The following is a 20,934-nucleotide window of genomic DNA, read 5'->3' as shown; positions in this document are numbered from 1 at the left end:
ATCGGCGCAGGTGGGAACAGTCCACTACGGGCCGACACGGTAATCAGACAAGTCCTAATCACACATAGGACAAGTCTTATTCGTCCAGAGCCATCTGAATATCGCTGCGCAAAATCCCCATGACCTCAAGCAGCAGCGGCCATTGACGGCCCAGCGCCTGCTCCTGACGCTCCTTGACCAGCACCTCCAGCTCGATACAGGCCTTGGCCAGGGGCAAGGCGTCGATCAGGCAGCACACACCCTTGAGCCGATGCAAGGTGCCTCTCAGGCGCTCCCAATCCAGCACCGCCAAAGCCTCTTCCAGCGCTTGCTGCTCTTGGGCAAGGTTGCGCAACAGCTCCTGCAACATGCGCTGCAACACGTGTTCGTCGGCCTGGGTCATGCCGCGCAAGGTCTGGATGTTGAAGGATAGCGACGGCAGGAAACGGGCCAGAGACTGGGCCAACTGATCCAGGGTCACCGGCTTGACCAGCAACTGATCCATGCCGGCGCGCTCACAACGCTCGCGCTCGTCTTCAAACGCGTTGGCCGTGCAGCCGATCACCGGGCAGGGCGAACGCCCTTCCTGCGACTCGATCTGGCGGATGGCCTCGGTCAGGGCGTAACCACTCATGCCCGGCATGTTGCAATCGGTCATCAGCACATCAAAGGTCCCGGAGCGCCAGCGCTGCAACGCCTCACGGGCGTTGTCACAGGCCACGACCCGATGCCCTAGGAACATCAGCTGCTGGCTCAGGACCATGCGGTTGGCGCTCAAGTCATCCACCACCAGCACTTCGATGCTGCGGCTCGGCGGACGCTCGGCAGGCGGCGAGACTTGCGGATCGAGATCCTCGCTGACCCGCTCCAGATACAGCTCGATGACAACAACGGTTCCGGCTCCTGGCTCACTCAGCAGGTGAATGCGCCCGCCCATCAACTCGATCAACTGCCGGCAGATGCTCAGACCCAGCCCGGTGCCGCCATAGGTTGAAGAGGTCATGGCATCGGCCTGGACAAAGGGCGTGAATATCCTCGCTTGCTGCTCGGCACTGATTCCCGGGCCGGTATCCGCGACGCTGATACGCAGACACGGGATACCGGACTCATCCGGCTGGCGCTCCACCGTCACCCGCACCTCACCTTCAGCGGTGAACTTCAAGGCGTTGCTCAACAGGTTGTGCAGCACCTGGCGCAAGCGCAACGGATCAAAGAGATAACGCCCCCGGGCTTCCTCGTGGAAGACCAGTTGCAAATGCACGCCCTGGTTGCGCGCAGTCACCTCGAAGAGCTGCCGGACGCTGTCGAAAAAGGGCTTGAGGGCGGTGACCTGCGGCACCAGCTGCATATGGCCGGCCTCGATCTTGGCCAGATCGAGACTGTCCCCCATCAGGCTGATCAACTCCTGGGCAGACTGATAAGCCACCCGCAGAGCCTCGGAAAAAGGCGCGCCACGCACCCTGGCCTGCTCTTTCTCCAGTTCCAGCAAGCCAACGATGGCGGTCATCGGCGTGCGGATCTCATGACTCATGGTGGAGAGAAAAGCGCTCTTGGCGGCATTGGCCTGGTCGGCGGACTGACGCGCCTCCACCAACTGGTTCTCCAGACGCTTGCGCTCGGTGATATCGATCCAGCCACCCAGCAAGCCCTGCAGACGGCCCTCGGCACTGTAGAACGGCACCGTCCATTGATAGGCGTGGATCGATCCGTTGCGCGTCTGCACCTGGCGGTCGGCGAATACCGACTCCTCGGACGCCAGCAACTGCATGATCTCGCCATGCAGCTGGCGCGCGGTGGCTGCAGGCAGCAGATCCAGCTCTGTCAGTTGTCGCCCCTGAATCTGTTCCAGGCTCGTCCCCAACTGCTGCTCATAACTCTTGTTGCAGGTGATCAGGCGCCCTTGCAGATCACGGACAAAGATCGGGTTGGGAATGCCGTCAAGCAGGGCCCGCATGAACACCAACTGATCGTTGAGCCGTTGCTCGGCTTGCAATCGCTGCTGAATCTGCAGCTTGAGCCGACTGCTCCAGGCCAGGGAAATCAGACCGAACAGCAGCGCGGTGGAAATGGCCCAGTACACCCAGGTCGGCACCCGCTGCCAGACCGGCATCGGCACCGGCGTGGCCCCCAGCCACTTGAGACGGATGGCGCTAAGCTCCGCCACGGGCAGCGCCTCCAGCGACTTGTTGAGGATACTCAGCAGCTCGGGTTGATCCTTGCGCACGGAAAACTCGTCGGCCGACCAGGTACCTTCGACGCTGCGTCCCACCCGCAACCCATCGTCAGCGGGCCCCAACCCCAGCGCCTGGACCTGGACCTCGTTCTGAATGGTGGCCATGGCTTCACCACTGCTGACCAGAGCCCGGGCTTCCTCATAGCTGGCAACGCTGCGCAGCCGAATATCGGGATAGTAGCGCCGGATGTAGCTCTCAAGGGTGTGCCGCGCCGGCAACGCCAGAACCTCACCGGCCATCTGCTCCAGGCTGCTCAGGCGGCGATCCTCGGGACGCACGACAAAGACCCAGGCGGCACCACCGAAGGCATGGGAGAAATTCAGGAACAACCGCCGGTCCTCACTGGCCGTGAGGGTAGAAGTCATCTGCGCCTGCCCACTCTCCAGCCACTCAAGGGTCTGTGCTGTGGAAAGGCTCTCCTTGTGCACAAAATGCAGGCCGGTCATGCGCGAGATACGGTTGAGCAAATCGATATTCAGGCCGGCCCAGCGCCCTTCCTTGTCCTTGAACACATGGGGCGGGTATTGCTGGGAGGCGACCATGACATGGGGATGCTGGAGAATCCAGGCCTGCTCCTCGGCGCTGAGCTCAATGCGCTCACCGGAAATATTCGCCCCCAGACCGGTGGTCCAGCGGGCCTGTATTTCCCGTTGCAGGGATTCGTCGATGCTCTGCAGCGCCTGCTCCAGCATGCCTGCCAGCAACGCATTGTCGTCACGAGTGGCAAAGGCGAAACCAGTCGGTGGCAAGCGGCTTTCATCCTGGATGTGCACCGCCAGATAAGGGCGCAGGGCCTTGTAGGCGCGCACGATGACCTCATTACCAATGAAGGCGTCGGCATCGCCCTGATTCAATGCCTCCAAGCCGCTGTAGAGGTTAGGCGAAAGCATGATCTGACTATTCGGATAGGCCGCATGAACCTGCTCGGCGTTGGCATAGCCATCCAACAACACCAGCTTCTTGCCGGCCAGATCACCACTGGGGCTCGACCCGTCACGGCGAACCACCACCACGGCCCTATCGGGCATGTAATCGCTGGTGAAGCGCAGCCCCGAGAGGCCGCGCTCATAGCCATTGGCGCTGGTCAGCACATCGATGGTGCCGTTGCGCAGCGCTTCAACCGCCTGCTCGCGCTCGGAAAACCCCAGGACTTCCATTGTCAAGTCCAATCGCTCGCCCACCAGACCGAGGTAATCGGCGCTGATGCCCTGATAGCGATTGCGGTCACGGGTGATGTCGATGGGCTGGTAGTCATCAATGGCGATCCCCACCCTCAGGCGTGGATGCGTCGCCAGCCATTGCTGTTCGGCAGGCGCCAGGGCCAGAGGCTGCAGATCGGCGAACGCCGGCACCAGTTTGAAGGGCAGGTTCTTCACCGTGCCGGCCAGCGCGACACCCCAGAGCACGGCCCAGGCCAGCAGGCCCGCCAGTAGCAGGCCCAGGAAGCGCCCTACCCTGTACGTTTGTCGAAGCATCATCCGGGCCTCCCTGCCCCTGGCGGGCCAAGCTTGCGCATGAAAAAACAAAGCCCGTCAGGAGACGGGCTTCGTGGACGACAAGACCAAGGGATCAGAGTGGCTTGCCACGATTGCCGTGCTGGCTGACAAAAGCCTGCACCGCTTTCAGGTCATTGGCCAGGACCGTGCAGCGTTCTTCGCGCTGGAACAGGTCGGACAAGTGCGCCGGCAGTTCCAGAGCCTTGCCGACACCGGCCTTCTCCACCGCGTCCGGGAACTTGACCGGGTGCGCAGTGCCCAGGATCACCATCGGTGTATCCAGGCTGCGACGGCACTCACGGGCGGCCTTGACGCCAATCGCGGTATGCGGGTCGAGCACCTCGCCGGTCTGTTCGAAGACTTCGGCGATGGTCTCGCAGGTCTGCTCGTCGTTCACCGCCAGGGAGTCGAACAGCTTGCGCGCTTCGGCCCAGCGATCTTCTTCGACGCTGAAACCGCCGCCTTGCTTGAAGCTCTCCATCAACCCCGCCAGCGCCGCGCCATTGCGACCGTGCAGGTCGAACAGCAGGCGTTCGAAGTTCGACGAGACCATGATGTCCATGGACGGCGACAGGGTCGCGTGCAGGGTTTCCTTGACGTACTGATTGCCGCTCATGAAGCGGTGCAGGATGTCGTTGCGGTTGGTGGCGACGATCAGCTGGCTGATGGGCAGGCCCATGTTGCGTGCCAGGTAGCCGGCGAAGATATCGCCGAAGTTGCCGGTGGGCACCGAGAACGCGATGGAGCGCGCCGGGCCGCCCAGCTGCAGGGCCGCGTGGAAGTAGTAGACGATCTGGGCCATGATCCGCGCCCAGTTGATCGAGTTCACCGCCACCAGACGGGTGCCCTTGAGGAAGCCCTGGTCGGCGAAGCTGGCCTTGACCATTTCCTGGCAGTCGTCGAAGTTGCCTTCGATGGCGATGTTGTGGATGTTCTCGCCGAAGATGGTGGTCATCTGCCGGCGCTGCACTTCCGAGACACGGTTGTGCGGATGCAGGATGAAGATGTCGACGTTGTCGCAACGCTTGCAGCCTTCGATGGCCGCCGAACCGGTGTCACCGGAAGTGGCACCAATGATCACCACGCGCTCGCCGCGCTTCTCCAGCACGTAGTCCAGCAGGCGACCCAGCAGTTGCAGGGCGAAGTCCTTGAACGCCAGGGTCGGGCCGTGGAACAGCTCCAGCACCCACTCATTGCCGTTCAGCTGACGCAGCGGGGCAATGGCGTTGTGAGAGAAGGCCGCGTAGGTTTCTTCCAGGATCTTCTTGAAGTCGGCATCCGGAATGCTGCCGGTGACGAACGGGCGCATGACCCGGAACGCCAGCTCGTGATACGGCAGACCGGCCCAGGAAGCGATTTCTTCCTGGGTAAAGCGCGGCAGGTTCTCCGGCACATAGAGACCGCCATCACTGGCCAGACCGGCCAGCAGCACATCTTCGAAATTCAGGGCCGGTGCCTGGCCACGAGTACTGATATAGCGCATGGGGACAAACCTTCGGTTTGAGCCTCAAGCCGCAAGCTTCAAGCCTCAAGTCAAAGCACATCAGCTTCTGACTTGGCGCTTGCCGCTCGCCACTTGCGGCTGCTTCATTAATTCAAATGTTCGACGCGGATACGGACCACTGGGCCGACAACGCCCTGCAGGGCCTCCAGCGCGGTAATCGCATCGTTGATGTGCTGCTCCAGAACGCGGTGGGTCAGCAGGATCATCGGCACCAGGCCATCCTGTTCTTCCACTTCCTTCTGCATGATCGATTCGATGTTGATGCCGCGCTCGGAAAGAATGCTCGCCACCTGGGCCAGTACACCCGGGTGATCCTTGGCCTGGATGCGCAGGTAGTAGGCACTCTCGCAGGACTCGATCGGCAGGATCGGGTGATCGGACAGCGAATCAGGCTGGAAGGCCAGGTGCGGCACGCGGTTTTCCGGATCGCTGGTCATGGCTCGAACCACGTCCACCAGGTCGGCCACCACCGACGAAGCGGTCGGCTCCATGCCGGCGCCAGCGCCGTAGAACAGAGTCGAACCGGCAGCGTCGCCATTGACCATCACCGCGTTCATCACGCCGTTGACGTTGGCGATCAGGCGGTCGGCCGGGATCAGGGTCGGGTGCACTCGCAGCTCGATGCCCGCCTCGGTGCGGCGCGCCACACCCAGGTGCTTGATGCGGTAGCCCAGAGCTTCGGCGTAGTTCACGTCAGCCGTGGTCAGCTTGGTGATGCCTTCGGTGTAGGCCTTGTCGAACTGCAGCGGGATACCAAAGGCGATGGACGCCAGGATGGTCAGCTTGTGCGCGGCGTCGATGCCTTCAACGTCGAAGGTCGGATCGGCTTCGGCATAACCCAGGGCCTGGGCTTCAGCCAGCACGTCTTCGAAGGTACGGCCCTTCTCGCGCATTTCCGAGAGGATGAAGTTGCCGGTGCCGTTGATGATGCCCGCCAGCCAGTTGATGCGGTTGGCCGAGAGCCCTTCGCGGATTGCCTTGATCACCGGAATGCCACCGGCCACGGCGGCTTCGAAGGCCACGATCACGCCCTTCTCCTGGGCCTTGGCGAAAATCTCGTTACCGTGGACGGCAATCAGCGCCTTGTTCGCGGTAACCACATGCTTGCCATTCTCGATGGCCTTGAGCACCAACTCACGGGCCACGGTATAGCCGCCCACCAGCTCGATAACGATATCGATTTCAGGGTTGGTGGCCACGGCGAAGACATCGTTGGTAATCGCAATACCGGTCGTCTGGAACTGAGGCTTTGGCGTACGGGTAGCAATTTGCGCTACTTCGATTCCACGCCCGGCACGGCGGGCAATCTCCTCGGCGTTGCGCTGAAGTACGTTTAGGGTACCGCCACCGACAGTACCCAGCCCACAGATGCCTACTTTGACCGGATTCACTCTGAACTCCCCATAAAACGGCCGACTCAAGGCCGGCCGTGGAAAACAGCCGCAAACAGCGCGGCTCTCTATTAATGCCCCTCCGGTTGCACCCGGAGGAGCATGATCGTCAAAGGCTAGCGTGACGATGCAGGATTATTTCGCACCCAGGGCCAGTTTGGCGATCTGCGGTGCCGGCTGGTAGCCGGGAATGACTTGGCCATCAGCCAGGACGATGGCTGGTGTGCCATTGACGCCGATCGACTGACCCAGGGCGAACTGCTTGGACACCGGGTTATCGCACTTGGCGGCCTTGATTTCCTTGCCGTCGACCATTTTGTCCATGGCGGCTTTCTTGTCCGCCGAGCACCAGACCGCCTGCAGCTGTTCGTCACCCGGCGAGCCCAGGCCCTGACGCGGGAACGCCACATAGCGCACTTCCACACCCTGCTTGTTCAGCGCCGGTATTTCCGCGTGCAGCTTGTGGCAGTAAGGGCAGGTGGTGTCGGTGAACACGGTGATATGGGTCTTGGTCTCGCCGATGGCCGGATAGACCACAGTTTCTGCGACCGGAATACCGTTGATCAACTTGGAAATGCCCAGGCGTTCGGTTTTTTCCGTCAGGTTCACCGGTTTGCCGTCCTTGAGCTGGAACAGGTAGCCCTGGACCACGAACTGGCCATCGGCGCTGGCATAAAGCACGCGACTGCCCTTGAGCTTGACCTCGTACAGCCCGGCCAGAGGACTGGCGGTGATGCTCTCCACCGGCACTTCGAGCTGCAGCGTCTCGAGGCTCTTGCGGATGGCTTTCTCGGCACTGTCATCGGCCACGGCGAAGGTGCTGAGCAACGCCAGGGAGGCGGCGGCAAAAATCTGGGTCAAACGCATGGGAACTCCTGAAGGCGGGCAAATGGGCAACTGGGAGCGGTCGCAATGGCAACGGCCCGCAAACACCCGTTTTGCAAACCGGCAAAGCCTACCACATCTGTTTGCCGGCACCGACTACGGGCGACGCAAAGCGCCACCCGGGAGCCAAATCAACCCCGCGGGTGATGCTTGGCGTGCAGATCCTGGAGGCGGGCACGAGCCACATGGGTATAAATCTGGGTGGTGGACAGATCACTGTGGCCCAGCAACATCTGCACCACTCGCAGATCGGCCCCGTGATTGAGCAAGTGCGTGGCGAAGGCGTGGCGCAGGGTGTGAGGCGACAGCGCCTTGCCGATCCCGGCGACCTTGGCCTGGTGCTTGATCCGGTGCCAGAAGGTCTGCCGCGTCATCTGCTCGCCACGCAAGCTGGGAAAGAGTACATCGCTGGGCCGCCCGCCCAGCAGCTCGGCCCGGGCATCACGCATGTAGCGCTCGACCCAGACAATCGATTCCTCGCCCATGGGCACCAGGCGTTCCTTGCTGCCCTTGCCCATGACTCGCAACACGCCCTGGCGCAGGTTGACCTGTTCCAGGGTCAGGCTGATCAGCTCAGTCACCCGCAGGCCGCAGGCGTAGAGCACCTCCAGCATGGCGCGATCGCGCTGGCCGATGGCCTCGCTCAAGTCCGGCGCCGCCAGCAACGCTTCGACATCGGCCTCCGACAGGGACTTGGGCAGCGGGCGTCCCAGTTGCGGCATATCGATCTGCAAAGTCGGATCGATCTCGATCAGTTTTTCTCTCAGCAAATAGCGATAGAAGCCCCGCACCCCAGAGAGGAATCTGGCGGTGGAACGGGGCTTGTAGGCTTGCTCTACGCGCCAGGCCAAATGATCGAGGATCAGCTCGCGTCCGGCCTGCGGCAACTCCACCCCCTGCTCCTGCAACCAGCCGTTGAACAGCGCCAGGTCACTGCGATAGGCATGGCGGGTGTTGTCGGACAGGCCTTTCTCCAGCCACAGGGCATCGAGAAAACGGTCGATCAGGGGGTGGTCGATGGCAGGCATAAAGACTCGAAAGGCACGGCCCAGGGGCCACGCGTAAAAAAATAGTGAACTGCGCAGAGGGTCGCTAGTCTTTCATAGCCAGCCATTTCAAGGAACAGGGTGCATTGATGAGTGAACAACAGATTCTGCTGGCCTTCGGCGGCATCGGCGCGGCAGCACTGGGCTGCCAATGGCTGGCCTGGAGGCTGAAACTGCCAGCCATTCTGTTCCTGCTGCTGAGCGGCATTCTTGCCGGTCCCGTGTTGGGCTGGCTCGATCCCCAGGAGATGTTCGGCCCGCTGCTGATGCCCCTGGTGTCCCTGGCGGTAGCGCTGATCCTGTTCGAAGGCAGCCTGACCCTGCACCTCTCGGAATGGCGTGAAATCGGCAGCGTGGTGCGCCGCCTGGTGACCATCGGCGCGCTGTCCACCTGGGCGGTGATCACCCTCGCCACCCATTGGCTGCTGGGCTTCGACTGGATGCTGGCCTTGCTGTTCGGCACCTTGACGCTGGTCACTGGGCCGACGGTGATCGTGCCCATGTTGCGAGTGGTGCGACCCAAGGCCTCGATCGCCAATATCCTGCGCTGGGAGGGCATCGTCATCGACCCTATCGGCGCCCTGCTGGCCGTGGTGGTCTACAGCTTCATCATCGCCAGCGCCGCCGGCGAGGGCCTGAGCCACAGCCTGCTGACCTTTGGCGGGGTGATTCTGTGCGGCAGCCTGTTCGGCATCGCCGGCGGCTGGGTCCTGGGCACCATCATGCGTCGCCAGTGGCTACCGGAGTACCTGCACAACCTGGCGACCCTGGCCGCAGTCCTGGGAATCTTCATCGCGTCCAACCAAGTGATGCACGAATCCGGCCTGCTGGCCGTGACCCTGATGGGCATGTGGATGGCCAACATGAAGGGCGTGGATGTCCGGCACATCCTGCACTTCAAGGAAAACCTCAGCGTGCTGCTGATTTCCGGGCTGTTCATCCTGCTGGCAGCGCGCCTGGACCTCAAGGCACTGATCGCCCTGGGGCCGCTGGTGCTGATCCTGCTGCTGGTGATCCAGTTCATCGCTCGCCCGCTGAATGTGTTGCTGTCCACTGCCGGTTCCAGCCTCAACTGGCGTGAACGTGCCTTGCTGGCCTGGATTGCACCACGGGGGATTGTTGCGGCAGCGGTGTCGGCCATCTTCGCCATCCGCCTGGATGAAGCCGGTCACGAGGGGGCGTTGCTGCTGGTGCCACTGACCTTTGCCGTGATCATCGGCACCGTGGTCCTGCAAAGCGCTACTGCCCGGCCCTTGGCGCGCCTGCTCAAAGTCGCGGAGCCCGCTCCCAGCGGCTTCCTGATTGTCGGCGCCAATGGCCCGGCACGCACCATTGGCAAGGCCTTGCAGCAGTTGGGCAGCCGAGTGCTGCTGACCGACTCCAGTTGGGAGAATATCCGTGCAGCACGCATGGAAGGCCTGCCCACCTATTTCGGCAACCCGGCCTCGCAGCACGCCGACGCGCATCTGGATCTGGTGGGATTGGGGCATTTGCTGGCGCTCTCACCTTCAGGCGAACTCAACACCCTGGCGGCCATGCGCTTTCGACACGACTTTGGCCATCAGCGCCTTTTTGCCCTGGCCAACAGCCAGGAAAGCCGACGCACCGACAAGCACCGCGCCAGCCACGAACATCGCGGCCAGCTACTGGGCAGTGAGGCCCTGACCTACACCAAGCTGGCCAGCCTGCTGGGCCAGGGCGCCGAGCTGTACAGCACGCACCTGACCGAAGCCTTTGGCTGGAACGACTACCAGACTTTGCACGGCGAACGCGCAACCCTGCTGTTCGCCCGCGACAGCAACGGCTGGGTGCATGTAATCACCCCGGAAAGCGGCCTCAAGCCGACGGCTGGCTGGACCCTGCTGGCACTGATCCAACCCGAGTCTCTCTAAGAAGCGGGTTTGCCGGCGAAGGGGTCGGCAGGAACGCCTTCGCCGGCAAGCCGGCTCCTACGCTGCGAATCCCGGAAGCACCGGCACCGGACGTTTGTCGTCATCGATGGCGACGAAACTGAACAGACCATGAATGGCCTTTTCCCGTCCGTCGCAACTCATGCTCTCGACAAACACCTCTACCTCAACCTTGAGGCTGGTGTTGCCCACCTTCACCACCCGCCCTACCAACTCGACAATAGAACCGGCGGCAATCGGATGATTGAAGTCGATACGGTCGGTGGACACTGTCACCAGTGGCAACCGGCAAAAGCGCGTGGCGGCGATAAACGACACTTCGTCCATCCAGGCCAGGGCGGTGCCGCCGAACAGGGTGTTGTGATGATTGGTGGTGGACGGGAATACCGCCTTGGTCACACGGGTCACCGAGAGTTCGGTACGACGCTGGATTTCTTGCTCACGAAGGGTCATCGGACTACTGCCTGAATGGATAGATCCGCGCAGGGGCACGCTGCGGGCATGGAACGCCGATGAGCGCTGCAAGGCAGCGACCAAAGGCTTGATGGGAACAATCGGGGGCCGCCTGCCTGTGGATAACAACAGGCCAGGAACGCCGGGAGGCGTGTGACGCACCCTGGGCGTTCCGTGCAGGCTGCACGGCGCGGGCGATCACACTTTATTGGGTCGGCGAGTATATCGCCGCCCGGCAGGGGCCGAAAGAACCCGGCAGGGGTCAGAGGTCACGATCGGCGATAAAAAATGCGATCATCCGCGCCCCCAACAAGGAGAATCGCCGTCATGGATGCCCTTTCCGCGCCTTCGCTCGTCGAGCACCTGCAGCAACGCCTGAGCGCCGCGACAACGGATCATCCGAGTTTCATTGGCGCGCCCATCGATATCAGCTCACTGACACCCGCTCAACTGGGCAGCCTGTGGCCGGCTATCCGCCGAGCACTGCGTACCCCTGAAAACCCGGCTGCGCAGCAACTGGCGACATCGATTGTGCAGCAGGCCGCACAGCTGGAACTGTGCCCAGCACTCGATCAAACCACCCTGCTGGAGGTGCTGCGCACTTGTCTGAGCGGGCAGGAGGCGGTGGAGCAACTGGCCTATCACAGCGGCAAACCGAGCAGTGCACTGAGCAGCGAGTTACATAGAATCCTCGGCGAACCCTCGATACGCTGGGCTGCGGACTACCACCAGACGTACGTATTGGCACAATGGCTGGATGCACAAGCCCAAGCAGCCCTGCACCGTTGCGTGGAACAACACTACGCTGATGCGCCCTACGTCCGGCAGGAGTTCGAACTGCTTGAACAACTGGAACCGCAATCCCGACTGGCCCTTGCCAGCAGCGAGTACTGGACCGGTCATCACTCACTGAGCAGCGACCCCGCCACGGCGCTGGCCGACGATGCTGCCTACGTCGAGTTCTCCCAACAGATCCTCAACACCGCCGCCCAGCGCCTGGAAGATATTCACAGCGGCGCCACCCCCTATGTGGCCGATGGCGCCTTCAGCACCCATGACACGCCAGTAATCGCCCGTGCCGCCCGGATCGCCCTGCGGCGCGATGCGCCCTGGCTACCGCCACTGATGGACACTTTGCTGACCAAGGCTTGCGTCGCCCCAACCCAGGCCAAAACCGCGCCGTCGCAATCCCTGGCCATTGCCCTGGGTCATTGCATCGAACAGATACCAACGCCGGAAAGCGTGCAAACGCTGCGCAGCGCCCTGAGTCTGGTGCGACATGCCGGCCTGCAGAAAAAACTCACGCGCAATCTCAAACCCGCCGAGCGCGGGCTGGCCCAACGCCCCGAGATTGCCCTGCGCCTTGCCCCAATCAGTGCTCCCGGAAAAGCCCAGCACGCGCTTCTGGCCAGTTGCCTGGAGTCAGGACTGTGGCAACACTTCGAGCTGTCTTTGAGCGACTGGCGAAGGCAACTGGTGGATTCTGCCGTGGGCGCGCCCTTTGCCCACTCGTTGATATGGGTGGCTCACAACGACTGTGGCCAACGCTGCAGTTTCCTATTGACCCAAAACGCGCAAGCTCTTGACGTGCGGGGTCAGCCGCTGCCCCTGGACGCCGGATGCCGGATTTCACTGTGGCACCCCCTGTCGAGCGACGAAGCAGAGCGCCAAGCCTGGCAAGCCGTGATCACCGAACGCCAGATCAGGCAACCACTGCGCCAGGTATTTCGCGAGCACTACCAGGCACCTGACCATGAGCTGGAAAGCCCCTCCTACCAAGCATTCGCCGGGTACAGCCTATCCATTCGCCCATTGATCGGCCTGGCACGCCGCGAGGGCTGGAAGATCGACAGAGACGGTAGCCTGAGCCGGAACCTGAGCGACATCCGAGTGAGTCTGAATGTCGACGTGCCACTCTATCCCGGCTTACAAGGGCACTGCCTGTCCGGCGCCACGTGCTTCGCTCGTCGCACCGAGAAACACTGGCAGCCTGTGCTGCTGAAAAATGTGCCGGTGCAGGTTTTTTCAGAGGCTTGCCGAGCCATCGATCTGCTGGTCAGCATCAGCGCTTTCGCTGTTGAAGAACTGACGCAGACCGCCGCTGGCATTCCTCTTCCCCAGGCCTCGCCAAGCAAGCGCGAAGAGCGCCTGAATCGACTGGCCGGGCACAATCTCACGCAAATGACATTGATGCGCCAACAGGTGCTGAATACAGCCTTTGCGACGCACATCAAGGCAGGAAAGCTGAGTATGGATGAGCGTCATGTGCGGGTCGGTGACTACGCCGTGCACCTGGTGACCGGGCGCGTGTCACGCGATGGAGCCGCGGTGGACCTGCCACTGGCGGCACAAAGTGGCAAATTGGCCGCCCTGCCCTGGCTGCCTTATGACGAGGTACTGCTGGAACGGATCGCCAACACGGTCTGCGCCCTGCTGAACCGCTCTGGGCATTAAATGACAGGCAACAAAAAAGCAGCCCGTAGGCTGCTTTTTTCTGCATCGGAAGCTGGACTTAAACCAGTTTTTCCTTGATGCGAGCTGCTTTACCCGACAGGTCACGCAGGTAGTACAGCTTGGCTTTACGCACGTCACCGCGACGCTTGACAGCCATGCTGTCGATCTGCGGGCTGTAGGTCTGGAAAGTACGCTCTACGCCAACACCGTTGGAAATTTTACGTACGGTGAACGCGCTGTTCACACCGCGGTTGCGCTTGGCGATAACTACGCCTTCGAACGCCTGCAGACGGGAACGATCGCCTTCCTTCACTTTCACCTGAACGACAATGGTGTCGCCCGGGGCAAAGGCTGGGATCTCTTTGGTCATCTGCTCTGCTTCGAGTGCAAGGATGATTTTGTTGGTCATGCTGTGCTCCTAAGGTAAATCGTCGGATCTACCATCGATACGTTGTTAACTATCGTCCCGCTCGCGGAGATATTCCTCGAGCAGCTTCTTCTCTTCTCCAGAAAGCGAGCGGCTTTCCAGAAGATCGGCGCGTCGTTCATAGGTCCGACCAAGGGACTGCTGTAAACGCCAACGCCGGATGTGTGCGTGGTTGCCACTTAGCAACACGTCGGGAACACGCTGATCCGCATACACCTCCGGTCGGGTGTAGTGCGGGCAATCCAGCAGACCGTCCGTGAAGGAATCTTCCTCCGCGGAATCCACATGCCCTAAAGCTCCGGGCAGCAGTCGCGTAACCGCATCAATCAGGACCATCGCCGGCAGCTCGCCACCGGAGAGTACATAGTCGCCAATCGACCACTCTTCATCGACATGAGCTTCAATAAACCGCTCGTCAATGCCTTCATAACGACCAGCAATCAGGATCAATGCATCCTCATTCGCCAACTCGCGTACCGCCGACTGATTCAGTTGACGGCCTTGGGGCGACAGGTAGATCACCTTCGCACCCTCCCCGGCTGCGTTTCTGGCCTGAACCAGTGCATCCTCCAGGGGCTTGATCTTCATCACCATGCCAGGGCCACCGCCAAACGGGCGATCGTCCACAGTGTGATGTCGATCCGTGGTGTAGTCTCGCGGATTCCAACAAGTGAGCTGCAAGAGCCCCTGTTTCACCGCGCGGCTGGTTATGCCGTATTCGCTGATGGCGGAAAACATCTCGGGAAACAAACTGATCACTTCTACGCGCAAGTTAGCCACGCTTAGAAGTCCGCATCCCATTCCACCTTCATCTCGCCCGCGGCCAGATCGACGGCCAACACGCATTGCTCGGTATAGGGCAACAGGCGTTCGCGATCATCCAGGCTGCCAGCGCAAGGCTTGACCACCATTACATCGTTCGAGCCGGTCTCCAACAGGTGATCGATCTGCCCGAGCAGTTGCCCGAGGGTGTCGATGACCTTGAGACCTTGCAGCTGGTACCAGTAGTACTCGCCGTCGGTCAGTTCAGGGAACAGGTTGCGCGGCACGCAGATCTCGTAACCGGCCAGAAGACGAGCTTCTTCGCGATCATCAAGACCCTTGAGCTTTGCGACCAGGAACTTGTCGTTCCCGCGTCCGCTGACCAGCTCAACCTGTTTCACGCTACCTTCGCGCTTGAGCGTCCAGGTTTTGTAGTCCAACAGGTTTTTAATCGGATCAGTAAAGGAAAAGACCTTCACTTCGCCGCGAACGCCATGAACAGAGTAGATTTTGCCGATAACGATCAAATCATCAGCAGGAGCTGGCGTCGCGTTCATAGGGTTCAGGCTGCAGCCTTAGCCGATTCCTTCAGCAACTGAGCAACGCGCTCAGAAGGCTGTGCACCAACGCTCAGCCAGTAGGCTACGCGCTCTTGGTTCACGGACAGGCGGACTTCTTGACCACGAGCGATCGGGTTGAAGAAGCCAACTTGTTCTTTGTGCGAACCGTCGCGTGGGTTACGGCTGTCGGTCACGGTCAAGTGGTAAAACGGGCGCTTTTTGGAGCCGCCAAGGGCAAGACGGATTGTTAGCATGTGAACATCGTTCCTGTAGTCGGTGCTGCAAATCTAAATGCACAGCGGGCATGGGTGCCCGAAAGGCCGCATATTCTAAGGAATATCCGGACTTTTGCAAATGACTTTTTCCGGCGCCTATCGGCTGCCACTCAGATTTGCTATGGAGCCGCCGCAAGCGGCAGCGAGTGAGCGCGCCCCAATCGAGGGTTTGCTCGAGATTCCACGTCCCCGTGGAATAGCGCCGACATGACTGCCGGCGCGGATTCTTCACATTTTCGGCATGCCGCCGCCGGGCAACATGCCGCCCATGCCGCGCATCATCTTGGCCATCCCGCCCTTGGCGGAGAACTTCTTCATCATCTTCTGCATCTGCTTGTGCTGCTTGATCAAGCGGCCGATGTCCTGCACCTGGGTACCGGAACCCATGGCGATCCGGCGCTTGCGCGAACCGCTGATCAGCTCAGGGTCGCGGCGCTCGGCCGGGGTCATGGAGTTGATGATGGCTTCCATCTGCTTGAACTGCTTTTCAGCGGCGCTCTGTGCGTTGCCCATCTGCGCCAGATTGACGCCGCCGATGTTCGGCAGCTTGTCCATCAGGCCGCCCAGACCGCCCATGTTCTTCATTTGTTGCAGCTGATCGCGGAAGTCTTCGAGGTCGAAGCCTTTGCCCTTCTTCAGCTTCTTGGCCAGTTTGTCGGCCTTTTCCTTGTCGAGGGTCTGCTCGGCCTGCTCGATCAGGCTGAGCACGTCGCCCATGCCAAGAATTCGCGAAGCGATACGTTCAGGGTGGAATGGCTCCAGCGCCTCGGTCTTCTCACCCATACCGATGAACTTGATCGGTTTGCCGGTGATGGCCCGCACCGACAGCGCGGCACCGCCACGGGCGTCACCATCGACCTTGGTCAGGATCACCCCGGTCAGCGGCAGCGCGTCACCAAAGGCCTTGGCGGTGTTGGCGGCGTCCTGACCGGTCATGGCGTCGACCACGAACAGGGTTTCCACCGGCTTGATCGCCGCATGCAGCGCCTGGATCTCGTCCATCATCTCGCTGTCGACGTGCAGGCGACCGGCGGTGTCGACGATCACCACGTCGATGAACTTGAGCTTCGCTTCCTTTATAGCTGCTTCGGCGATGGCCACCGGCTTCTGGCTCAGGTCCGACGGGAAGAAGGTCACGCCGATGTCGTTGGCCAGGGTCTCCAACTGCTTGATCGCCGCCGGGCGGTAGACGTCGGCGGACACCACCATCACGCTCTTTTTCTTGCGTTCTTTAAGGAAGCGCGCAAGTTTGCCGGCGGTGGTGGTCTTGCCCGCACCCTGCAGACCGGCCATCAGCACCACGGCTGGCGGCACGGCGCTGAGGTTGAGGTCTTCGTTGGCCGCGCCCATCAGGCTTTCCAGCTCGGCCTGGACGATTTTCACAAAGGCCTGGCCCGGGGTCAGGCTGCGGGACACTTCGGTGCCGACCGCACGCTCCTTCACCGAGTTGACGAAGTCCTTGACCACCGGCAACGCAACGTCGGCTTCGAGCAGCGCCATGCGCACTTCGCGCAGGGTGTCTTTGATGTTGTCCTCGGTCAGCTTGGCCTTGCCGGTGACATGGCGCAGCGTCTGCGAGAGACGGTCGGTTAGGTTTTCAAACATGCTCGATCCTTTCAGGCCCAAGGTAGACCGGGGTAATGGCGGCCCAGAGCTTAATAAACAAGAGCTCGATGAGCCTGCGGCGTGGGCAGGTCGCGGATTATAGCGAAGACTGTGCGTGGCGGACACCTCGCCGTCTGCTTGCGTGGTCTTTCAGGGCTGTGGGTTCTATGCCAAACTCAGCGACTTTCGGGCTTGCCTAACAGGATTTATGCTCCCCTTGTCACCCAGCTTGCTACCCACCCTCGCCGCCGCCGTCCTTTATGCCGCTGCGACCCTCTATCAAGGCTCTCGCCTGGCCACAGGCGCCAAGGCAAACAAGCGCCTGCTGGTTATGCTGGGCATCCTGGCCCTGCTCGCCCACGGCATCAGCCTGCTGACCCATTTGCTGACCCCGGCCGGCCTGGGCTTGGACTTCTTCAGCGCCGCCAGCCTGATCGCTGCAGCGGTCATCGCCCTGACCTTACTGGCCTGCTGGCGGATTCCCGTGGAAAACCTGCTGGTGCTGCTGTTCCCCCTCGGCGCCCTGACTGCGCTACTGGCGCAGTTCGTGCCTACCGGAACCGTGCCGGTGATCGATGAGGAACCGGGAATTCTCGCCCACATCCTGCTGTCGATCCTGGCCTACGGCATGTTCACCATTGCGGTGTTCCAGTCCCTGTTACTACTGGTGCAGGACCATCAGCTGAAGAACAAGCACCCCTCCGGGCTGATCAGGAACTTCCCGCCCCTGCAAACCATGGAAAGCCTGCTATTCGGTTTTCTCTGGGCCGGTTGGACCCTGCTGTCGCTGTCGCTGATCTCCGGCTGGCTGTTCGTCGAGAACCTGTTCGCCCAGCACCTGGTGCACAAGACCCTGCTGGCCTGCCTGGCCTGGGTGGTGTTCAGCGTGCTGCTGTGGGGCCGCAACCGCCTGGGCTGGCGCGGGCACAAGGCGATTCGCTGGACCCTCGCGGGTTTTTGCCTGCTGATGCTGGCGTACTTCGGCAGCAAGCTGGTTCGTGAATACATCCTGCACATCTGACGACCGGCCATGACCGACTCCTTGCCCTCCGGGCCCATGCTCGCGGTAATCGCCCTGCTGATCGTCTGGTCGGGGCTGTTCACTGCCATCGATGCCGCCCAGCAGCACCTGCTGACCCAACGCAACGGCTCACGCTTAGGCGACAAACCGACGGCACAGCTGGCCTTCCCCAAGGAAAGCCTGATCCTGTGCAACACCCTGTGCCGAGTCCTGGCGGTGATCATCAGCACCTTGCTGGCGCTGTTCTACTGGGCGGAAAACGGCCCCTGGCTGGCCTGCCTGATCAGCACCAGCGGCTTGCTGGTGCTGGCCGAGTACTTGCCCCGCACCCTGGCTTTACGCTACCCGGAAAGCACTCTGAGCTTTGGCAACAGCCTGCTGGCCATCCCCATGAAGCTTGTCTATCCCCTGGCCTGGCTGCTGCAGGCCATCGGCCAGTTGCTGTTGCGCCCGTTCGCCGCCAAGGCCAGCGCGGTCAAGCACAGCGAAGACGATCCAGCACGGCTGGACGATGAGCCCGCACCCCAGGAACACCACGCCCTGTCCGGCATCCACGCCCTGGACAAGATCACGGTCAATGACATCCTGGTGCCTCGCAGCGAAGTGGACGGCATCAACCTGGACGACTCCATCGACGAGATCATCGCCCAACTGCGCCTGAACAAACGCACGCGCCTACCGGTGTTCCACAGCGATATCAACCAGGTGGAGGCTGTCCTTAATACCCGCCAGATCCGCCACCTGCTGCCAGACGCCAGCCTGACCAAGGAAACCCTGCTGGCCGCCTGCCACGAACCCTACTTCGTCCCCGAAAGCACCCCGTTGCAGTTACAGCTGCTCAATTTCCACAAGCAGCAGCGGCGCCTGGGCATGGTGGTGGACGAATACGGCGAAGTGCTGGGCATCGTCACACTGGAAGACATCCTCGAAGAAATCGTCGGCGAGTTCGAAAACGAGCACAGCCTGGACAACCCCCATATCCACCCACAGGCCGATGGCCGTTATGTGGTGGAGGGCGCGGCATCGATCCGTGAACTGAACAAGAGCCTGGGCTGGCACCTGCCCAGCGACGGCCCCAAGACCCTCAACGGCCTGGTCACCGAAGCCCTGGAAACCATTCCCGACAGCGCCGTGTGCCTGAAGATCGGCCGCTACCGCCTGGAAATCCTCGAAACCGAGGAAAACCGTGTCAGCCGCGTACTGCTCTGGCACACCAGCAGCGTTCCCGCCCGGACCTGACTCGATGCTGATGCCTGCGCCTTGAACCTCTGCAACGGAGTTTCGGGGCCTGGCGCAGTCATGCAAAACCACCAACGACCACAACCCTTGTTGGATCGTTAGCAGCCTTTCTATAATCGCGCTGCTTACCCAAGCCCCGCAGATCCGCGTGCTACCCGCACCGAGAGCGATCCTGCATGCATCACCCGCCACTGTTCGACGTCACTCCCATCCCGAGTGACGACCGCGCCAAACCCACATCCCTGGGTGCTCGACCATAATAATTCGCTCCACTGGAGCACAGACTGTCAGGGATATCCGCATGACGACCAACACCGCCTACAGCGCCTGCGCGCCCGCTCAACCGAGCAATTCCACCACCCGGGTGGCCACCGCCAGCTTTATCGGCACCGCCATCGAGTTCTACGACTTCTACGTCTACGCCACCGCCGCTGCGCTGGTGATCGGGCCGGTATTCTTCCCCCAGACGTCCGGCACCGCCCAGATGCTCTCGGCCTTTCTGACCTTTGGCATTGCCTTCCTCGCCCGCCCCCTGGGCTCGGCGCTGTTCGGCCACTTTGGCGACCGTATCGGACGCAAATCGACCCTGGTCGCCTCCCTGCTGCTGATGGGGGTGTGCACCACCCTGATCGGCGTGCTGCCGGGCTATGCCAGCATCGGAGCCTGGGCACCGATCCTGCTTTGCGTATTGCGCTTCGGCCAAGGGCTGGGGCTGGGAGGCGAATGGGGTGGCGCAGCCCTGCTGGCCACGGAAAACGCCCCGCAAGGCAAACGCGCCTGGTTCGGCATGTTCCCGCAACTGGGCCCCCCCATCGGTTTTCTCGCCGCCAACGGCCTGTTCCTGGCCCTGGCCATGGGCCTGGATGACGAACAGTTCCGCTCCTGGGGCTGGCGCATTCCGTTTCTGCTCAGCGCGGCGCTGGTGATGGTGGGCCTGTATGTGCGCCTGAAGCTGCACGAAACCCCGGTGTTCGCCAACGCCGTGGCACGCCAGGAACGGGTGAAAATGCCACTGGTGGAGCTCTTCAGCCAGTACTGGCTGCCAGTACTGCTGGGCGCCGCGTCGATGGTGGTGTGCTACGCGCTGTTTTACATTTCCACGGTATTTTCCCTGAGCTACGGCGTCGCCACCCTGGGCTACAGCCGGGAAACCTTCCTCGGCCTGCTGTGTTTCGCAGTGCTGTTCATGGCCGCGGCCACGCCCCTGTCGGCCTGGGCCAGCGACCGTTTCGGGCGCAAGCCCGTGCTGATTGTCGGTGCCGTGCTGGCTATTCTCTCCGGCTTCACCATGGAACCCTTGCTGACTCAGGGCTCCACCGCCGGTGTGGCGCTGTTTCTGTGCATTGAGCTGTTCCTGATGGGGGTGACCTTCGCCCCGATGGGCGCGCTGCTGCCGGAACTGTTTCCGACCCATGTGCGCTATACCGGCGCATCGGCGGCTTACAACCTGGGGGGCATTGTCGGTGCTTCGGCCGCACCCTTCTTCGCCCAGAAGCTGGTGGCGATGGGTGGGTTGAGCTGGGTAGGCGGGTATGTGTCGGGGGCGGCGATCCTGAGCTTGATCGCGGTGCTGTGCTTGAAGGAAACGCGCAATAACGATCTGAATCGGGTCGTCTGAGCGACCGCTTCGCGAGCAAGCTCGCTCCTACAGGTTCAATGCAAACCTTGTGGAAGCCAGCTTGCTCGCGATGTT

16 protein-coding genes are annotated in these 20,934 nt (G+C 61.7%); 5 read left to right on the top strand and 11 right to left on the bottom strand.

What is annotated here, in order from left to right; genetic code table 11:
* Window positions 1-76: 76 nt before the first annotated feature.
* From PQT43_RS01900 to xerD, 5 genes are all read right to left on the bottom strand, one after another.
* Window positions 77-3,691, bottom strand: a complete 3,615-nt coding sequence (locus PQT43_RS01900) for an ATP-binding protein (protein ID WP_272753440.1) — start codon at window positions 3,689-3,691, stop codon at window positions 77-79.
* A 91-nt stretch (window positions 3,692-3,782) separates the two neighbouring features.
* On the bottom strand, window positions 3,783-5,192 hold the full coding sequence (gene thrC / locus PQT43_RS01895) for a threonine synthase (protein ID WP_123393635.1): 1,410 nt from the start codon (window positions 5,190-5,192) through the stop codon (window positions 3,783-3,785).
* A gap of 107 nt (window positions 5,193-5,299) precedes the next feature.
* Window positions 5,300-6,604, bottom strand: a complete 1,305-nt coding sequence (locus tag PQT43_RS01890) for a homoserine dehydrogenase (RefSeq protein ID WP_060842565.1) — start codon at window positions 6,602-6,604, stop codon at window positions 5,300-5,302.
* A gap of 135 nt (window positions 6,605-6,739) precedes the next feature.
* A complete protein-coding gene (locus PQT43_RS01885) occupies window positions 6,740-7,471 on the bottom strand; it encodes a thioredoxin fold domain-containing protein (RefSeq protein ID WP_102861304.1) in 732 nt (243 codons plus the stop codon).
* A gap of 149 nt (window positions 7,472-7,620) precedes the next feature.
* Window positions 7,621-8,517, bottom strand: coding sequence for a site-specific tyrosine recombinase XerD (gene xerD / locus PQT43_RS01880; RefSeq protein ID WP_102861303.1), 897 nt, complete (start codon window positions 8,515-8,517; stop codon window positions 7,621-7,623).
* A 107-nt stretch (window positions 8,518-8,624) separates the two neighbouring features.
* On the opposite strand from xerD, the gene PQT43_RS01875 reads away from it, so the two are divergent.
* Window positions 8,625-10,427: a cation:proton antiporter gene (locus PQT43_RS01875; RefSeq protein WP_102878501.1), complete on the top strand. Its 1,803-nt coding sequence runs from the start codon at window positions 8,625-8,627 to the stop codon at window positions 10,425-10,427.
* A 57-nt stretch (window positions 10,428-10,484) separates the two neighbouring features.
* Here PQT43_RS01875 and PQT43_RS01870 read toward each other — a convergent pair whose 3' ends face one another.
* Window positions 10,485-10,898 (bottom strand): acyl-CoA thioesterase, encoded by a 414-nt coding sequence (locus PQT43_RS01870; protein WP_102861301.1) that lies wholly within the window; start codon window positions 10,896-10,898, stop codon window positions 10,485-10,487.
* Between the two features lie 327 nt (window positions 10,899-11,225).
* Here PQT43_RS01870 and PQT43_RS01865 point away from each other — a divergent pair, with 327 nt between their 5' ends.
* The gene (locus PQT43_RS01865) at window positions 11,226-13,352 is read left to right on the top strand and encodes a DUF4132 domain-containing protein (protein WP_272753439.1); all 2,127 of its coding nucleotides are present in this window, start codon (window positions 11,226-11,228) and stop codon (window positions 13,350-13,352) included.
* Between the two features lie 58 nt (window positions 13,353-13,410).
* Here the strand turns inward: PQT43_RS01865 and rplS are convergent, their stop codons facing one another.
* From rplS to ffh, 5 genes are all read right to left on the bottom strand, one after another.
* Window positions 13,411-13,761, bottom strand: coding sequence for a 50S ribosomal protein L19 (rplS, locus tag PQT43_RS01860; RefSeq protein ID WP_007927677.1), 351 nt, complete (start codon window positions 13,759-13,761; stop codon window positions 13,411-13,413).
* A gap of 45 nt (window positions 13,762-13,806) precedes the next feature.
* Entirely contained in the window at window positions 13,807-14,580 is a 774-nt protein-coding gene (trmD, locus tag PQT43_RS01855; RefSeq protein WP_170001093.1) for a tRNA (guanosine(37)-N1)-methyltransferase TrmD, read from the bottom strand.
* Entirely contained in the window at window positions 14,562-15,098 is a 537-nt protein-coding gene (gene rimM / locus PQT43_RS01850) for a ribosome maturation factor RimM (protein ID WP_102861299.1), read from the bottom strand. Before rimM ends, trmD begins: the two co-directional genes overlap by 19 nt.
* A 5-nt stretch (window positions 15,099-15,103) precedes the next feature.
* Window positions 15,104-15,355 carry a 30S ribosomal protein S16 gene (rpsP, locus tag PQT43_RS01845; protein ID WP_007927680.1) on the bottom strand — a complete coding sequence of 84 codons (252 nt, stop codon included), beginning with the start codon at window positions 15,353-15,355 and terminating at the stop codon, window positions 15,104-15,106.
* A 249-nt stretch (window positions 15,356-15,604) separates the two neighbouring features.
* Window positions 15,605-16,981, bottom strand: coding sequence for a signal recognition particle protein (ffh, locus tag PQT43_RS01840; RefSeq protein ID WP_102878499.1), 1,377 nt, complete (start codon window positions 16,979-16,981; stop codon window positions 15,605-15,607).
* Between the two features lie 208 nt (window positions 16,982-17,189).
* Here ffh and PQT43_RS01835 point away from each other — a divergent pair, with 208 nt between their 5' ends.
* From PQT43_RS01835 to PQT43_RS01825, 3 genes are all read left to right on the top strand, one after another.
* Window positions 17,190-18,002 (top strand): cytochrome C assembly family protein, encoded by an 813-nt coding sequence (locus tag PQT43_RS01835; protein WP_110596447.1) that lies wholly within the window; start codon window positions 17,190-17,192, stop codon window positions 18,000-18,002.
* A gap of 9 nt (window positions 18,003-18,011) precedes the next feature.
* Window positions 18,012-19,241, top strand: a complete 1,230-nt coding sequence (locus PQT43_RS01830) for an HlyC/CorC family transporter (protein WP_102878497.1) — start codon at window positions 18,012-18,014, stop codon at window positions 19,239-19,241.
* Between the two features lie 301 nt (window positions 19,242-19,542).
* Window positions 19,543-20,859 (top strand): MFS transporter, encoded by a 1,317-nt coding sequence (locus PQT43_RS01825; RefSeq protein ID WP_272753438.1) that lies wholly within the window; start codon window positions 19,543-19,545, stop codon window positions 20,857-20,859.
* Window positions 20,860-20,934: the final 75 nt, after the last annotated feature.

The sequence above is a fragment of the Pseudomonas sp. BLCC-B112 genome, assembly GCF_028550695.1.
Taxonomy (GTDB): domain Bacteria; phylum Pseudomonadota; class Gammaproteobacteria; order Pseudomonadales; family Pseudomonadaceae; genus Aquipseudomonas; species Aquipseudomonas danubii.
The sequence above is the reverse complement of the archived record's forward strand: the minus strand, read 5'-3'. Positions and strand labels throughout refer to the sequence as shown.

Bases quoted from the DNA above. Each gene is read 5' to 3' on its own strand.
- PQT43_RS01900 (WP_272753440.1), bottom strand. From the start codon at position 3,691: ATGATGCTTCGACAAACGTACAGGGTAGGGCGCTTCCTGGGCCTGCTA.
- thrC (WP_123393635.1), bottom strand. From the start codon at position 5,192: ATGCGCTATATCAGTACTCGTGGCCAGGCACCGGCCCTGAATTTCGAA.
- PQT43_RS01885 (WP_102861304.1), bottom strand. From the start codon at position 7,471: ATGCGTTTGACCCAGATTTTTGCCGCCGCCTCCCTGGCGTTGCTCAGC.
- xerD (WP_102861303.1), bottom strand. From the start codon at position 8,517: ATGCCTGCCATCGACCACCCCCTGATCGACCGTTTTCTCGATGCCCTG.
- PQT43_RS01875 (WP_102878501.1), top strand. From the start codon at position 8,625: ATGAGTGAACAACAGATTCTGCTGGCCTTCGGCGGCATCGGCGCGGCA.
- PQT43_RS01870 (WP_102861301.1), bottom strand. From the start codon at position 10,898: ATGACCCTTCGTGAGCAAGAAATCCAGCGTCGTACCGAACTCTCGGTG.
- PQT43_RS01865 (WP_272753439.1), top strand. From the start codon at position 11,226: ATGGATGCCCTTTCCGCGCCTTCGCTCGTCGAGCACCTGCAGCAACGC.
- rplS (WP_007927677.1), bottom strand. From the start codon at position 13,761: ATGACCAACAAAATCATCCTTGCACTCGAAGCAGAGCAGATGACCAAA.
- trmD (WP_170001093.1), bottom strand. From the start codon at position 14,580: ATGGGATGCGGACTTCTAAGCGTGGCTAACTTGCGCGTAGAAGTGATC.
- rimM (WP_102861299.1), bottom strand. From the start codon at position 15,098: ATGAACGCGACGCCAGCTCCTGCTGATGATTTGATCGTTATCGGCAAA.
- rpsP (WP_007927680.1), bottom strand. From the start codon at position 15,355: ATGCTAACAATCCGTCTTGCCCTTGGCGGCTCCAAAAAGCGCCCGTTT.
- ffh (WP_102878499.1), bottom strand. From the start codon at position 16,981: ATGTTTGAAAACCTAACCGACCGTCTCTCGCAGACGCTGCGCCATGTC.
- PQT43_RS01835 (WP_110596447.1), top strand. From the start codon at position 17,190: ATGCTCCCCTTGTCACCCAGCTTGCTACCCACCCTCGCCGCCGCCGTC.
- PQT43_RS01830 (WP_102878497.1), top strand. From the start codon at position 18,012: ATGACCGACTCCTTGCCCTCCGGGCCCATGCTCGCGGTAATCGCCCTG.
- PQT43_RS01825 (WP_272753438.1), top strand. From the start codon at position 19,543: ATGACGACCAACACCGCCTACAGCGCCTGCGCGCCCGCTCAACCGAGC.